Annotated in this window: 13 protein-coding genes and 1 pseudogene; 5 read left to right on the forward strand and 9 right to left on the reverse strand. The window is 69.1% G+C overall.

Translation table 11 applies throughout. From position 1 onward, the window contains the following. Positions 1–2: 2 nt before the first annotated feature. Both PGN37_RS03410 and ttfA read right to left on the reverse strand, forming a co-directional pair. Complete coding sequence (locus tag PGN37_RS03410; RefSeq protein WP_335329609.1) at positions 3–779, reverse strand: SDR family NAD(P)-dependent oxidoreductase; 777 nt, start codon at positions 777–779, stop codon at positions 3–5. 14 nt (positions 780–793) lie between these two features. Then, a complete protein-coding gene (ttfA, locus tag PGN37_RS03415) occupies positions 794–1,567 on the reverse strand; it encodes a trehalose monomycolate transport factor TtfA (protein ID WP_335329610.1) in 774 nt (257 codons plus the stop codon). Between the two features lie 108 nt (positions 1,568–1,675). Here ttfA and PGN37_RS03420 point away from each other — a divergent pair, with 108 nt between their 5' ends. Continuing rightward, complete coding sequence (locus PGN37_RS03420; RefSeq protein WP_335329611.1) at positions 1,676–2,347, forward strand: SDR family NAD(P)-dependent oxidoreductase; 672 nt, start codon at positions 1,676–1,678, stop codon at positions 2,345–2,347. 72 nt (positions 2,348–2,419) lie between these two features. Here PGN37_RS03420 and clpB read toward each other — a convergent pair whose 3' ends face one another. Then, on the reverse strand, positions 2,420–4,966 hold the full coding sequence (gene clpB, locus PGN37_RS03425) for an ATP-dependent chaperone ClpB (RefSeq protein WP_335329612.1): 2,547 nt from the start codon (positions 4,964–4,966) through the stop codon (positions 2,420–2,422). A 172-nt stretch (positions 4,967–5,138) separates the two neighbouring features. Here clpB and PGN37_RS03430 point away from each other — a divergent pair. Continuing rightward, positions 5,139–5,757, forward strand: a pseudogene (locus PGN37_RS03430) (CYTH domain-containing protein). Here PGN37_RS03430 and PGN37_RS03435 read toward each other — a convergent pair. The 3 genes from PGN37_RS03435 to PGN37_RS03445 are packed head-to-tail and all read right to left on the reverse strand — an operon-like array spanning position 5,754 to position 7,588. Beyond that, the gene (locus PGN37_RS03435; protein ID WP_335329613.1) at positions 5,754–6,182 is read right to left on the reverse strand and encodes a GtrA family protein; all 429 of its coding nucleotides are present in this window, start codon (positions 6,180–6,182) and stop codon (positions 5,754–5,756) included. The pseudogene PGN37_RS03430 and the gene PGN37_RS03435 overlap by 4 nt on opposite strands. Before the next feature lie 57 nt (positions 6,183–6,239). Then, complete coding sequence (locus PGN37_RS03440) at positions 6,240–6,593, reverse strand: VOC family protein (RefSeq protein ID WP_335329777.1); 354 nt, start codon at positions 6,591–6,593, stop codon at positions 6,240–6,242. Between the two features lie 35 nt (positions 6,594–6,628). Further along, positions 6,629–7,588: an antibiotic biosynthesis monooxygenase gene (locus PGN37_RS03445; protein ID WP_335329614.1), complete on the reverse strand. Its 960-nt coding sequence runs from the start codon at positions 7,586–7,588 to the stop codon at positions 6,629–6,631. A gap of 33 nt (positions 7,589–7,621) precedes the next feature. Between PGN37_RS03445 and PGN37_RS03450 the strand changes: the two genes are divergently transcribed. The 3 genes from PGN37_RS03450 to PGN37_RS03460 are packed head-to-tail and all read left to right on the forward strand — an operon-like array spanning position 7,622 to position 10,416. Then, positions 7,622–8,293, forward strand: a complete 672-nt coding sequence (locus PGN37_RS03450) for a GAP family protein (RefSeq protein ID WP_335329615.1) — start codon at positions 7,622–7,624, stop codon at positions 8,291–8,293. A 35-nt stretch (positions 8,294–8,328) separates the two neighbouring features. Further along, a complete protein-coding gene (locus PGN37_RS03455) occupies positions 8,329–9,489 on the forward strand; it encodes an FAD-binding oxidoreductase (protein ID WP_335329616.1) in 1,161 nt (386 codons plus the stop codon). A 24-nt stretch (positions 9,490–9,513) separates the two neighbouring features. Next, positions 9,514–10,416, forward strand: a complete 903-nt coding sequence (locus tag PGN37_RS03460; protein WP_335329617.1) for an aldose 1-epimerase — start codon at positions 9,514–9,516, stop codon at positions 10,414–10,416. Here PGN37_RS03460 and PGN37_RS03465 read toward each other — a convergent pair. The 3 genes from PGN37_RS03465 to dnaJ form a co-directional block, all read right to left on the reverse strand. Next, positions 10,409–11,668: a DoxX family protein gene (locus PGN37_RS03465; RefSeq protein ID WP_442932840.1), complete on the reverse strand. Its 1,260-nt coding sequence runs from the start codon at positions 11,666–11,668 to the stop codon at positions 10,409–10,411. The genes PGN37_RS03460 and PGN37_RS03465 overlap by 8 nt on opposite strands. 70 nt (positions 11,669–11,738) lie before the next feature. Next, positions 11,739–12,128 (reverse strand): heat shock protein transcriptional repressor HspR, encoded by a 390-nt coding sequence (locus PGN37_RS03470; RefSeq protein ID WP_442932841.1) that lies wholly within the window; start codon positions 12,126–12,128, stop codon positions 11,739–11,741. Continuing rightward, complete coding sequence (gene dnaJ, locus PGN37_RS03475; RefSeq protein WP_335329620.1) at positions 12,110–13,294, reverse strand: molecular chaperone DnaJ; 1,185 nt, start codon at positions 13,292–13,294, stop codon at positions 12,110–12,112. Before dnaJ ends, PGN37_RS03470 begins: the two co-directional genes overlap by 19 nt. Between the last annotated feature and the right edge of the window lie 7 nt (positions 13,295–13,301).

Here is a 13,301-nt window from a genome sequence, read left to right on the forward strand (position 1 = left end):
TCTCAGGTCCGGCCACGGCCCTTGCCCACGGTTCGGGTCAGCACACGCACCAGGCTGCGCGGCACCATGCGGCCGCCGGTGGTCAGCGCCTTGTACTGCAGGCCGGGGATGATGACGACCTTCCCTTTGGCCATGTCGGACATCGTCTCGGCCACCACGTCGTCGACCTCCAGCCAGAGGAAGGACGCGGTGCCGGCCATGTCGATGCCGGCGCGGGCGTGGAACTCGGTGCGCACGAATCCCGGGCAGAGTGCGTGCACACCGACACCCGTACCGCCCAGACCGTTGGCGAGGCCTTCGGAGAACGACACCACCCACGCCTTGGACGCCGAGTACGTCGAACCCCTGCCGGGCAGCAGACCGGCGACGCTGGCCACGTTCAGCACCGTGCCGGTGCCTGCGGCGATCATCGCCGGCAGCGCGGCGTGGGTGAGGGCCATGACGGCGGTGACGTTGACGTCGAGCTGCGCCTGCAGCTTCTCGTAGGGGGCCGACCAGAACTCGCCGGCGGTACCGAAACCGGCGTTGTTGACCAGTACCCGGACCCCGGCGCGCAGGCGCTCGGCGACCGTGTCGCGGTCGGCAGCCGACGACAGGTCGGCGGTGATGGTCTCGACTCCGGTGCCGTGCCGCTGCCGAAGCTCGTCGGCCAGCCGGTCGAGCCGGGCGGTGTCGCGGGCGACAAGAACCAGGTCGTAGCCGTCGGCGGCGTAGCGGCGCGCGAAACCCTCACCGATTCCGGAGGTCGGCCCGGTGATCAGGGCGACGGGGCGGGGCATGCCCCAGAGGATAGCTACCGCTGATAGTTCGGCGACTGCCGGCCGTTGCGCTGCCCGGGCGGCCCGGGGGGCACCGGCGGCGCGGGGCGGCGCTGCGGCTCAGGGCGCGGCGGGGTCGGGGTCAGCGGCCGGCTCGGGGACCCGCTACGCCGTGCGACGGGCTGACCGGCCGCGGCCGACGGCACCGGCGGCAGCACGCGCAGCAGGTCGTTGAACTGCCGCACGGTGCGCAGGCCCTCGTCCCACTGGGCGCGGGTACTGGTCACCGGCATGCTGATCAGCGTCCAGTTCTGCTCGTTCCACATGATCTCGGCGCAGTCGGGCGCGGTGTGGGCGAACGTCACCATGCGACGGTCGCAGGCCCGCCGGGCGGCGTCGAGGTTGGTGGAGTAGACCATGCGGGGGCCAATGGCGCCCAGCAGCCAGATGTCGCTCTCGCGCGGTTCCTTGATGCCCTTGAGCCGCATGTCGACGACGACGTTGGTGCCGACCTTGCGGTGCAGCGCGATGACGGTGGCGACATCCTCGAGGTCGAAGATGAACACCGCCTCGCCGCGGATCTGGCCGAGGACGACGTTCTTGGCCGCGACATCGCCCACGGTGGACATCACGCCACGCTTCCAGCGCGCCACGATGTCGGTCGATTCGGGTTCGTAGTCGAAGCCGTGCGACTTCGCCCACGACTTGCGGCGCCGGCCCAGACCGCGGCGGCGGTCGTGGTCGACGTACAGCAGAACTGCCGCACCCACGAAACAGAGTGCGGACAGCGTGAACCAGAGCGGAACCATTGCGACCAGAGTATCCGCTTCCGGGGGTCCGGTCCGAATCCGAATGGGTCACAACCCGGTCACCTTCTCCGGGATCGATCGTCGGCGCAGGCCACGCATACTGGCCCGATGACCGATCTGACCGGCAGGTCCTACCTCGTCGTCGGGGCCAGCGGGGCGCTCGGATCGCGGATCGCGCGTCGGCTGGCCGACCAGGGGGCGGCGTTGACGGTGACGGGCCGCGACGCCGACGCGCTCGCCGAGGTCGGCGACGCGCACGTGGTCACCGCCGACCTGCGCGAGCCCGACGCCGGACGGACCGTCGTCGAGGCGGCCCGCGAGCAGCACGGCCGGCTCGACGGCGTCGTCATCGCGGCCGGTGCGGTGGCGTTCGGGCCGTTTACCGAGGTCGACGACGACACCGTCGACGACCTCGTCCTGGTCGACTTCCTCGCTCCGCTGCGGGTGATGCGGGCCGCGCTGCCGGTGCTGGAACCCGGTGGGGTGATCCTCGGCATCAGCGCGGTCGTGGCGGAGAAGCCGCTGCCGAACATGGCGGTGTACTCGGCGGTCAAAGCGGCGACGGCCGCGCTGTTCACCGCGGTGCGCAGCGAGGCGCGTCGGCGCAAAGTCCGTGTCGTCGACGTGCGGCCGCCCCACACCGAGACCGGGCTCGCGGACCGGGCGATCGCCGGGGACCCGCCGCGGCTGCCGCAGGGGTTGGACCCCGACGCGGTGGCCGCGCGGATCGTCGAGGCGCTGCTCAGCGACGAGACGGACGTACCGAGCACCGCGTTCTGACGGCGCGAAACTGCGGCCAGATCGCAATTCTCTCGCGAAATGTGATCTGACCGCAGTCTCGGCGAGTTACAACTAGCCCAGCACGAGCCGGTCGCCGTCCGCGCTCACGTTGACGGGCACGATGTCGCCGTCGTGCACCTCTCCCGCGAGCAGCTGCTTGGCCAGCTGGTCGCCGATGGCCTGCTGCACGAGCCGCCGCAGCGGACGCGCGCCGTAGAGCGGGTCGAAGCCGCGATCGGCGAGCCACTTCTTGGCCGGCAGCGACACCTCGAGCGTGAGCCGCCGCTGCGCCAACCGCTTGGCCAGCTGCTGTAGCTGGATGTCGACGATGGAGACCAACTCCTCGGGGTTGAGCCCGTCGAAGATGATCACGTCGTCGAGCCGGTTGATGAACTCGGGCTTGAAGGCCGAGCGCACCGCCGCCATCACCATCTCCTCGGTTCCGCCGGCGCCCAGGTTGGACGTCAGGATGAGGATGGTGTTGCGGAAGTCGACCGTGCGGCCCTGGCCGTCGGTCAGCCGGCCCTCGTCGAGCACCTGCAGCAGCACGTCGAACACGTCCGGGTGGGCCTTCTCGATCTCGTCGAACAGGATCACCGAGTAGGGGCGGCGGCGCACCGCCTCGGTCAGCTGACCGCCTTGGTCGTAGCCGACGTAGCCGGGAGGCGCGCCGACGAGCCGAGCCACCGAGTGCTTCTCGCCGTACTCGCTCATGTCGATGCGGATCATCGCCCGCTCGTCGTCGAACAGGAACTCCGCCAACGCTTTTGCGAGCTCGGTCTTACCGACACCCGTCGGGCCCAGGAACATGAACGAGCCCGTCGGACGGTTCGGGTCGGCGACTCCGGCACGCGACCGGCGCACCGCGTCGGACACGGCGGCCACGGCCTTGCGCTGCCCGATGACGCGCTTGCCCAGCTCCTCCTCCATGCGCAGAAGCTTGGCGGTCTCGCCTTCGAGCATCCGGCCGGCCGGGATTCCGGTCCAGGCCGACACCACGTCAGCGATGTCGTCGGGCCCGACCTCCTCCTTGAGCATCACGTCCTCGCGGGCTTCCGCCTGAGGAACGGCCGCGTCGAGCCTCTTCTCGACCTCCGGGATGCGGCCGTACCGCAGCTCGGCGGCCTTGGCCAGATCGCCGTCGCGTTCGGCCCGGTCGGCCGCACCGCGCAGCTCCTCGAGCTGTTCCTTGAGCTCGCGGACGACGTCGATGGCGCTCTTCTCGTTCTGCCACCGGGTGGTGAGCTCGGAGAGCTTCTCTTTGTAGTCGGCGAGTTCGGCACGCAGCTTCTCCAGCCGCTCCTTCGAGGCGGCGTCCTCTTCCTTCGCCAGCGCCATCTCCTCGATCTCGAGGCGACGGACCAGGCGCTCGACCTCGTCGATTTCGACGGGCCGGGAGTCGATCTCCATGCGCAGCCGGGACGCGGCCTCGTCGACGAGGTCGATGGCCTTGTCGGGCAGGAACCGGGAGGTTATGTACCGGTCGGACAGCGACGCGGCGGCCACCAGCGCGGAGTCGGTGATCCGCACGCCGTGGTGCACCTCGTAGCGCTCCTTGAGCCCGCGCAGGATGCCGACGGTGTCCTCGACGGACGGTTCGCCGACCAGCACCTGCTGGAAGCGCCGCTCGAGGGCGGCGTCCTTCTCGATGTACTTGCGGTACTCGTCGAGCGTGGTTGCGCCGACCAGCCGCAGCTCGCCGCGGGCGAGCATCGGCTTGATCATGTTGCCGGCGTCCATCGCGGACTCGCCGGTCGCACCGGCGCCGACGATGGTGTGCAGCTCGTCGATGAACGTGATGATCTGCCCGGCCGAGTTTTTGATGTCGTCGAGGACGGCCTTGAGGCGCTCCTCGAATTCACCGCGGTACTTCGCACCGGCGACCATCGAGCCCAGGTCGAGCGAGATGACGGTCTTGTCCCGCAACGACTCCGGCACATCACCGGCGACCACGCGCTGGGCCAGACCCTCGACGATCGCGGTCTTGCCGACGCCGGGTTCGCCGATCAGCACCGGGTTGTTCTTGGTGCGACGGGAGAGCACCTGCACGACGCGACGGATCTCGGTGTCACGACCGATGACCGGATCGAGCTTGCCCTCACGGGCGCGCGCGGTCAGGTCGGTCGAGTACTTCTCGAGTGCCTGGTAGCTGCCCTCGGGGTCGGGATTGGTGACGCGGGCACTGCCGCGGACCTTCGTGAACGCCTCACGCAGAGTCTGGGGCGATGCGCCGTGTCCGGACAGCAGCTTGGCGACGTCGCTGTCGCCTCCAGCCAGGCCGACGAGCAGGTGCTCGGTGGAGACGTATTCGTCGTCCATCTCGGTGGCGAGATGCTGGGCATTGGTGATCGCCGAGACGGCTTGCGGGGCGAGCTGCGGCTGCGACGCGGATCCGGACGCGCTGGGCAGCCGGTCGAGCAGACGCTGCGTCTCGGCGCGGACGGTCGCGGGATCGACGCCGACAGCCTCCAGCAGCGGGGCGGCGATGCCGTCGTTCTGAGTCAGCAGCGCCATCAACAAATGAGCGGGCGTGATCTGCGGGTTGCCCGCGGCCGTTGCCGCCTGCAGCGCCGACGTCAGGGCCGCCTGGGTCTTGGTCGTCGGGTTGAACGAGTCCACGACACTCCTTTTCAGGTCCGTTGGGCCACACGGGTGGCCCGAAAATTGCTTGTCGACAGAATCAACGCGAACAACCTTGAGTCTGTTCCGCTCAACTTTAACTTTTTTCCTGCCGCCACACCAGAGGCCTCAAGTCCCCGGCCTGGCCTGTGGGTGGGTTTACCGTCAAGGCATGTCCGACAACGGCGACTTCGAGTTCGAACGGAAATTCTTCGTTCGCGACATGCCGGCCGTCGCCGCGTCCGACCCCACCCCGCTGCTCATCGCGCAGGCGTACCTGTTCGTCTCCGACGGTTACGCGGTGCGGGTCCGCCTGCAGGGACCGGCCCCCGCAGACCTCGAAGCGACGCCGGCACAGTTGGTGACCGCCCTGGGTGACGAGGCCATGGGCACCATGACCGCCAAAGGGCCGGCCGCCGGCGGAACCCGCTACGAGGCCGAGCGCGAGCTCGATCCGTTGGTGGCGGGCCAGATCGTCGCGCGCGCCGACCACGTCGTGGTCAAGATCCGCTCGTCGGTCTGGCTCGGTGAGGACGGGTGGGTGATCGACCGCTTCCTGGGCGCCAACGCCCCCGCTGCTGGTGGCCGAGGTCGAACGCGACGGCCCCGTCGTCGATCTCGCGATACCCGCGTTCTGCACCACCGAGGTGTCCGAGGACGACCGGTTCCGCAACGAGTACCTGGCCCACCACCCGTTCGGGTCGTGGTCGGCGGAGTATCTGCGTGAATTCGACTCGCGCGGGCCGGCTTTCGTCGACAGCCTCGGACAGAACCGGTTCGACGGCGCCTAGCGGACCTGCCGACGCGACCGGAACACCACCCACCGCAGCGCGCAGTACATGAACACGGCCTCGCATCCGCCCACCGTCAGCCGGGCGAGCCGGTAGTCGAGGCCCAGCCCGGTCAGAAGTGTCGACAGCGCCAGGATGAAGACCAGGTAGTTGAGCACCACCACAGCGACGTAGACGCTCAGCTCCGGACCGACCGGGGCGTGCGAGCGAAAGTTCAGGCGGCGGTTGAGCGCATAGCTGAGTCCGAACGCGCACGCGTACGCCACTGTGACCGCCAGCGGGTACGGAACGCGGAGTCCACTGTGCAGCCCGATCAGCAGCATCAGGTCGATCCCGAAGGTGAACGAGTTGATCAGACAGAAGCCGATCAGCGTGGGCGGGACGAGCCGGCGCAGCCCGGGGCGCGACTGCGCTCCGACCGACATGGGGTCACTGTGGCACCGGCAGATGACGCGAGGGTGAGCGCCAGCCCAACGCCAGGGTCAATAGTTCGCGCGGAATCCGCCGATCACGGTGATCGTGTTCCCGTCCGGATCGGTGAGCGCGCACAACCGCACACCCTTGTTCGCCTCGACGAGCTCACCGGGCTCGAGCCCCCGCTCCCGCAGGCCGGCGATCGTGGCATCGAGGTCCTCGACGGCAAGGTTGAACAGCCCCGATCCGGCGCGGTTCTCGTCGCAGAACACTTGCAGCCACGCCCCGGGCAGCACCTGCCACTCGATCAGGCTGGGCATCGGGTTGTTGTCCTCGGGCCTGCCGAACAGCGCGGTGAACCACGGGCGGCTGGCCTCGACATCGGTGACGGGCAGAACAGCGAGAAGGTGGGTGAAAGCCATACCCTGCTGACTCTCACCACCGCCGGGACTCATCGTCACGACGCGTAATCCCAGAACTGGAGCTCGTGCACCGTCGCGAACACCGTCAACGTCACCACGTAGACCGCGACAATCACCGCCACCCCGGTCGCGCTCACGCCGGCACCGGAACCGTCGACCGGGTCCAGCCACCGGCGCAGCGGGCGCGACGCCGCGGGCATGAGCCACCACTGCATGGCGACGATGCTGACGATCTGGCTGATCCACAGGCCCAGCCACGGCGGCGCACCCGCGTGATCGACCACAGGCCCGAGGAAGCGGGACAGCAGCATCACCGTCGGGTAGAGCACGGCGAGGACCAGCATCGCCGACTTCCAGTTCGGCGTCATCAGCGTCCGCCCGTCCTGCACCCGCACCGTGGTGCCGAACGGCGTGGTGCCGGTGCTGAAGTCTCTGCTCAGGGTGCCGCGCATCCGGTCCAGGGCGGCGCCGCGCTCGGCGGAGGCGAGCCACTGCGCCAGCTGCGTGCCCGTGCGGAACCGCACGACCGAGGTCCACTCGCCGTCCCGCTCGCCCGCCACCAAGACAGTGCCCAGGTAGCCCGGTAACGCAGCCGCCGCGGACGACAGCCGGGCCTGGGTGGCCCGGAATTCGTCGTCGCGGCCCGCGGATACGACATGCCCGAATACGCTGATGCCCGACGCGTCGAGGTTCTCGGCCGAGGTGACCAGGTCGGTGGTCGCGGTCCAGAATCCCCGAGCGCGCCCGTCGCGCAGCACCTCCGCGCGACCAGGGCTGTCCAGCCATCGGTGCAGTGTCGTGTCGCCGGAAAACGTCACGGCCACAGCACGATCCGAGGTCGGGTCCACGACGTCGGAGACCCGTCCCGACCGGTACCCGTCCGCGTCGCGCGCCGAGGCCAGCAGCTCGCCCGCCCACCGGGCAAACTCCGCGTCGTCACCGTCGGCGTGGAAGACCGTCACCGCTGTCGCCGGACGCGGACCGGGCTGAGTCATTAGACGACGATACCGGCGGGGCTTTGCTAGGTTTTGCCGGTGTCGTGGGGATCCGTTCTGACCGAGCTCATCCCGCTTGGCCTCGTCGTCGCGCTGTCCCCGGTGACCATCATCCCTGGGGTGCTGGTGCTGCAGACCCCGCACCCTCGGCCCACGGGGCTGGCCTTCCTGGTCGGCTGGATCGTCGGCCTCGCGGCGCTGACCTCGGTGTTCCTCGAGCTGTCCAACCTGATCGGCGGCATCGGCACCAAACCGCCGGGCTGGGCGTCATGGCTGCGCATCGTCGTCGGGGCGGCGCTGATCGCGCTCGGCGTGTACCGCTGGATCAACCGGGCCAAGTCGGAGCACATGCCGGGCTGGATGACCCGGATGAGTTCCCTGACCCCACCCAAGGCCGCGGCGACCGCGCTGACCCTGACCGTCGTCAACCCCAAGGTGCTGTTTCTTTGCGCCGCAGCCGGTTTGGCGATCGGGTCGGCAGGCATCGGCGTCCCGACGGTGTACGCGGCGGTCGCCTGGTACGTGCTGGTCGCCGGGTCCACGGTGCTGTTGCCCGTGCTGGCCTACGCGGTGTCCGGGCAGCGGCTCGACCCGACGCTGGCCCGGATCCGGGCGTGGCTGGAGCGCCAGCACGCGGCGCTGATCGCCGGTATCTTCGTCGTCATCGGAATCCTGGTGCTCTACAAGGGCATTCACGGCCTATAGGTGACCCCGCCGCCGGTGACCTAGGATCGTGCGGCGTGGGCCTGGAAGATCGCGAGTCGATGCACATCCTGCGGGGTGCGTTCGACACCGACGACGATGTGCTCGTCGGCGACTTCTACACCCGCTGGTTTGCCGCCGACCTGTCGGCGCGTGACCTGTTCCCCCCGGAGATGGCCACCCAGCGCAAGGTGTTCGGACACGCGCTGACCTGGCTGTGCGACGAGCTGATCGCCCAGCGGGCCGAGGAGCCCGTGGCGTTCCTGGCACAGCTCGGGCGAGATCACCGCAAGTACGGCGTGACGTCCGCGCACTACGAGACGCTGCAGCCCGCGCTGCTGGCGACGCTGCGCAGCCACCTGGCCGACCGGTGGGATCGACGCCTCTCCGAAGCGGTCACCGACGTGGTGTCGCTGATGGTGGGTGTGATGAGTGGTGCCGCCGACGCGGAGACCAGTCCCCCGTTCTGCGACGGCACGGTGCTCGAACACCTGCGGCCGGCCCGCGACGTCTCGGTGATCCGGCTCAAGATGGACCGCGCGCTCGGCTACCACCCCGGCCAGTACGTGCCCGTGCAGATCCCCCAGTGGCCGCGGCGGTGGCGCTACCTGAGCCCGTCGATCCCGGCCGACCCAGCCGGGTACGTCGAGTTCCATGTGCGGTCGGTTCCGGGCGGCATGGTCAGCAGGGCCATCGTCGGCGAGGCGCGCCCCGGTGACCGCTGGCGGGTGTCCAACCCCCACGGCGCGCTGGAGGTCGACCGCGACGACGGCGACGTCCTGATGGTCGCCGGCAGCACCGGTCTGGCGCCGCTGCGCGCCCTGATCATGGACCTGACCCGGTTCGGGGAGAACCCGCGCGTGCACCTGTTCTTCGGCGCCAAGCACCCCTGTGAGCTCTACGATCTGCGCACGCTGTGGGAGATCGCGGCGACCAATCCGTGGCTGTCGGTGACGCCGGTGTCGGAGTTCGACTTCGATCCGCCGTGGGCGGCGCAGTACCCCGACGTGACGCCGCCGCGGGGCCTGCACGTCCGTCAGACCGGGCGGCTGCCCGAGGTGGTGACCCGCTACGGCAGCTGGGGCGATCGCCAGATCCTCGTGTGCGGCCGACCGGAGATGGTTGCGGCCACGAAGGCGGCGCTGATCGCGAAAGGCGCGCCTGCGCACCGAATTCGCCACGATCCTCTGGCGAGCTGACCGCACGTGGCAGTATCGGTGGCCATGGACACGTTCGAAACCGTGACTTTGCGTGATCCGTCCTCGGCGCTGACCGCCACCTACGTTCCGGGCGCGGGAATGGTGGCCAGCTCACTGAACGACGACGGTGTGGAATTCCTGGGCCAGCGGCGGGGGCTGCAGGCCTATGTGTCCAACCACAAGACCATGGGCATCCCGATCCTCTATCCATGGGCCAACCGGTTGAGCAGCATGGGCTACGGGGTCGACGGCGCCGTGGTCACGTTGACGCCGGGCACGGGTGGGGTCCGCACCGACGAGCACGGGGTGCCGATCCACGGCACGTTGGCGGCCTACCCCGACTGGACCGTGACGACGGCGCTGGAGTCGCAGCTGACGGCCGAACTGGATTTCGCGGCGCGCCCGGCGCTGCTGACCACGTTCCCGTTCCCGCACCTGCTCACGCTCGACGTGACGCTGCGTGACCGCACGTTGACCGTGACGACGACGGTGACCGCGACGACGGGTTCGCGGGTGCCGCTGTGTTTCGGCTTCCACCCCTACCTGCAGTTGCCCGGGGTGCCGCGAGCTCAGTGGCTGATCGAGACGCCGGCGATGCGGTATCAGCCGGTCAACGCCTGGGGCATTCCGACCGGCCGTGTGGAACCGCGGCCGGCCGCCTCGGAGTTGTTGGGCGACAGGTTCATCGACGAGGGCTTCGACGAGGTGGAGCCGGGCTCGGTGTTCGCGCTCTCCGGCGGCGGCCGCCGCATCGAGGTGCTCTACGACGAGGGCTACACCGCCGCGCAGGTGTTCGCACCCGGCGAGGACGACGTGGTGTGCTTCGAGCCGATGGCCGCGCCGACCGATGCGTTGCGCCGTGGCGGGTACCGCGAGGTGGCGCCGGGAGAATCGGTCTCGGCGGTGTTCCGCGTCGTCGTCAGTTGATCTGCCCGGCGAATCGCGGGTAGTCCTGCACCCAACGGAACTCGGTGCTGCGCAACGGAAAAGACTCCGGATCGATCAGATGCAACGTCAGGGTGGCGGGGCGGCCGTCGATTCGGCCGGCCAGCTGAAGTCGATCCGGGCCCTGTCGCAGGGGGCGCAGCTGCAGGTTCTCGGCGCTCATCGTCCCGTCAGGACCGACCGTGACCGCCTCGTCGCGCAGCACACCGTCCGCGCGCTGATAGGTGAGCACGCCGGGGTGATCGAAAACCACACGGCGCCAATCACTCTCAGCGGCTTCTGGGCGGGTGACCTCCCAGATCCCGTACAGCTCGGGCTTTTCTCGCCCTCCCCCGTAGTCGCGCCAGGCCGCCACGCCCCCGACCACGCATCCGGCAAGCGCCCACACCCCCAGCACAGCTACGACGGTGGCAGCGATCCGATTCTTGCGGGCGTCAACGAACAGCGGAGGCGGGATCGCGGGGTCGGTGGGCCGCTGGAACACCAGGAGGTCGGCCAGTCTGCGGGCCTGCGGTGCGAGCAGGAACAGGCTCAGCAGCAGCAGGTGTGAGGACAGGATCTTCACGGGGACGTCATAGCTGAGGTTGAGCAGGAAAACCTGGGCCATCGCCATTGCCGCGACGAGTGCGCCCAGCGTGGCCGTCCGGTTCCAGAACAGCAGTAGCCCGGCAACCAGCTCGACTGTGCCCAGGGCGATTTCGTAAGGCAGTGAGGTGCCGACCTGTAGCCACAGCACGGAGGCTGGCGTCAGCTCACCGAACGGCTGCAGCAGCGCGGCCAACGGCGGCGCGGGCATCTGGGTCGGGATCACCTTCGCGATGCCGTAGAACAGCAGCTGCCCGCCCAGACACAGCCGGACGAACACCGAGAACCACGCGTACAGACGCGGGTAGCTCTCTCGGCGGCGGTCCACGATCGACCACACCACGGTGGCCGGAACCGAGATCGCCAGGAGGACGAACAGCATCACCCAGATGACGGCCTGATCGCCGCTTCCCGAATCTCGATGCAGCACCGCGTCGACGCCGAACACGTGCTGCCCGACCCACGTCAACGCCGGTTCTATCAGCGTCATCTGCCAGATCACCGCCTCAGACGGCAACCACCGGGCGAGGACGCCGACGTAGACGAAGAGGATCTGCGCGAACAGCAGGCAGAAGAGGCCGAAGTAGACGACGCAGAAGCGGAAGGCAATGCGTGTCAGCGGATGCCAGGGCGTGGACACACAGTCCATCGTGGCCCTCGGCGGCTGCGGAGATCAACCAGGATCACCCCCGCGACGGCGTGGGGGTTGACCCCCACGCTCAGCGCTGGTTGCGCGGCTGCCAGACGACCAGCGCCGTGCTCTTGGGCCGAGGTTGAGCCCGGAGGTGCTCGACCTCGGCCGTGAGCTCACGCAGGCGCGCCTGCAGCGCCTCGACCTGATTGGTCAGCTCGATGATGCGCTTGATACCGGCGAGGTTGACGCCCTCGTCCTGCGACAGCCGCTGAACTTCACGCAAGAGGTCGACGTCGCGTTGCGAATAGCGCCGTCCCCCACCGGATGTGCGTTCGGGGCTGACCAGGCCGAGCCGGTCGTAAGTACGCAGCGTCTGCGCATGCATTCCGGCCAGCTCGGCGGCGACCGAGATCAGGAACGTCCTGGCCTGGTCATTCTGGTCTTTGCGCCCGGGGCTCACTGGACACCGGCCCATCCCGCCCGCGGATCGAAGCCGCTGGCGCGCTCGGCTTGGGCGTAGGCCTCCAACGCTTCGGCGGCCTCACCTTCGAGGTTCGACGGCACCGCCACCTTGACGGTGACCAGTAGGTCGCCGTTGCCGCCGGAGCGCTTGGGCACACCGCGGCCACGCACCCGCAGGATGCGTCCGTCCGACGTCCCCTTGGGCACCCGAACCCCGACCTTGCCTTCCAGCGTCGGCACGGACAACGTTGTACCCAAAGCCAACTCGTGGAAGGCGACGGGCACGGTGACCGTCAGATCGTCGCCATTGCGCCCGAACACCTTGTCGGGGCGCACGTGCACGGTGACGTAGAGGTCACCCGACGGGGCGCCGCGTAACCCGGCCTCACCCTGTCCGGCGAGCCGGATGCGTTGTCCGTCTTCGACTCCCGGTGGAATCCGCACGTTGATCGTGCGGGTGCGGGTAGTCACGCCGGTACCTTTGCACTCCTCACAGGGGTGCTCGATGATCGACCCGCTGCCACGGCATTCCGTGCACGGCTCGGAGAATCCGAAGGCACCCTGGTTGCGGCTGACCACGCCGGCGCCGTTGCAGTTCGGGCAGACCTTCGGGCTGGTGCCCGGGCGGGCACCGCTGCCGTGGCAGTTCGTGCACGGGGCAGGGCTGGTGAGCCGCAACGGCATCGCCACGCCCTTGGTCGCCTCGAGGAAACTCAGCTCGGTCTCGGTCTCGAGGTCGTTGCCCCGCCGGGGGCGGCTCGGCCGCGGCTGCTGTGCACCGCGACCGAACAGCCCACCGAACAGGTCACCGATGTTCGCACCGCCGGTCTGGCCGGCGGCGTCGAACAGGTCGTTGAGGTTGAAGTCCTGACCGTCGCCTCCGCCGAACCCGCCGTATCCGCCACCACCGCCGCTGTAGCGACCCCGGCCGAACCCGCCGCCCGCGAAGAGTCGACGGGTCTCGTCGTACTCCTTGCGTTTGGCGGGATCGGTCAACACTTCCTTGGCCTCCGAGGCGGCCTTGTACCGCTCCTCGGCCGCGGCATTGCCGGGATTCCTATCGGGGTGGTTCTCGGCGAGAATCTTGCGGGCAGCCCGCTTGATCTCGTCCTGGGCGGCGTCGGAGGCGACGCCGAGCTCCTTGTAGAAGTCCTTCTCAACCCACTCACGCTGGGCCATACCGCGT

This window comes from Mycobacterium kyogaense (genome assembly GCF_036946525.1).
Classification (GTDB): Bacteria; Actinomycetota; Actinomycetes; order Mycobacteriales; family Mycobacteriaceae; genus Mycobacterium; species Mycobacterium kyogaense_A.

Excerpts from the sequence above, each read along its gene's own strand:
- dnaJ (WP_335329620.1), bottom strand. The coding sequence starts at position 13,294 with ATGGCCCAGCGTGAGTGGGTTGAGAAGGACTTCTACAAGGAGCTCGGC.
- PGN37_RS03470 (WP_442932841.1), bottom strand. The coding sequence starts at position 12,128 with ATGGGCCGGTGTCCAGTGAGCCCCGGGCGCAAAGACCAGAATGACCAG.
- PGN37_RS03445 (WP_335329614.1), bottom strand. The coding sequence starts at position 7,588 with ATGACTCAGCCCGGTCCGCGTCCGGCGACAGCGGTGACGGTCTTCCAC.
- PGN37_RS03435 (WP_335329613.1), bottom strand. The coding sequence starts at position 6,182 with ATGTCGGTCGGAGCGCAGTCGCGCCCCGGGCTGCGCCGGCTCGTCCCG.
- PGN37_RS03440 (WP_335329777.1), bottom strand. The coding sequence starts at position 6,593 with ATGGCTTTCACCCACCTTCTCGCTGTTCTGCCCGTCACCGATGTCGAG.
- PGN37_RS03460 (WP_335329617.1), top strand. The coding sequence starts at position 9,514 with ATGGACACGTTCGAAACCGTGACTTTGCGTGATCCGTCCTCGGCGCTG.
- PGN37_RS03465 (WP_442932840.1), bottom strand. The coding sequence starts at position 11,668 with ATGGACTGTGTGTCCACGCCCTGGCATCCGCTGACACGCATTGCCTTC.
- ttfA (WP_335329610.1), bottom strand. The coding sequence starts at position 1,567 with ATGGTTCCGCTCTGGTTCACGCTGTCCGCACTCTGTTTCGTGGGTGCG.
- PGN37_RS03410 (WP_335329609.1), bottom strand. The coding sequence starts at position 779 with ATGCCCCGCCCCGTCGCCCTGATCACCGGGCCGACCTCCGGAATCGGT.
- PGN37_RS03420 (WP_335329611.1), top strand. The coding sequence starts at position 1,676 with ATGACCGATCTGACCGGCAGGTCCTACCTCGTCGTCGGGGCCAGCGGG.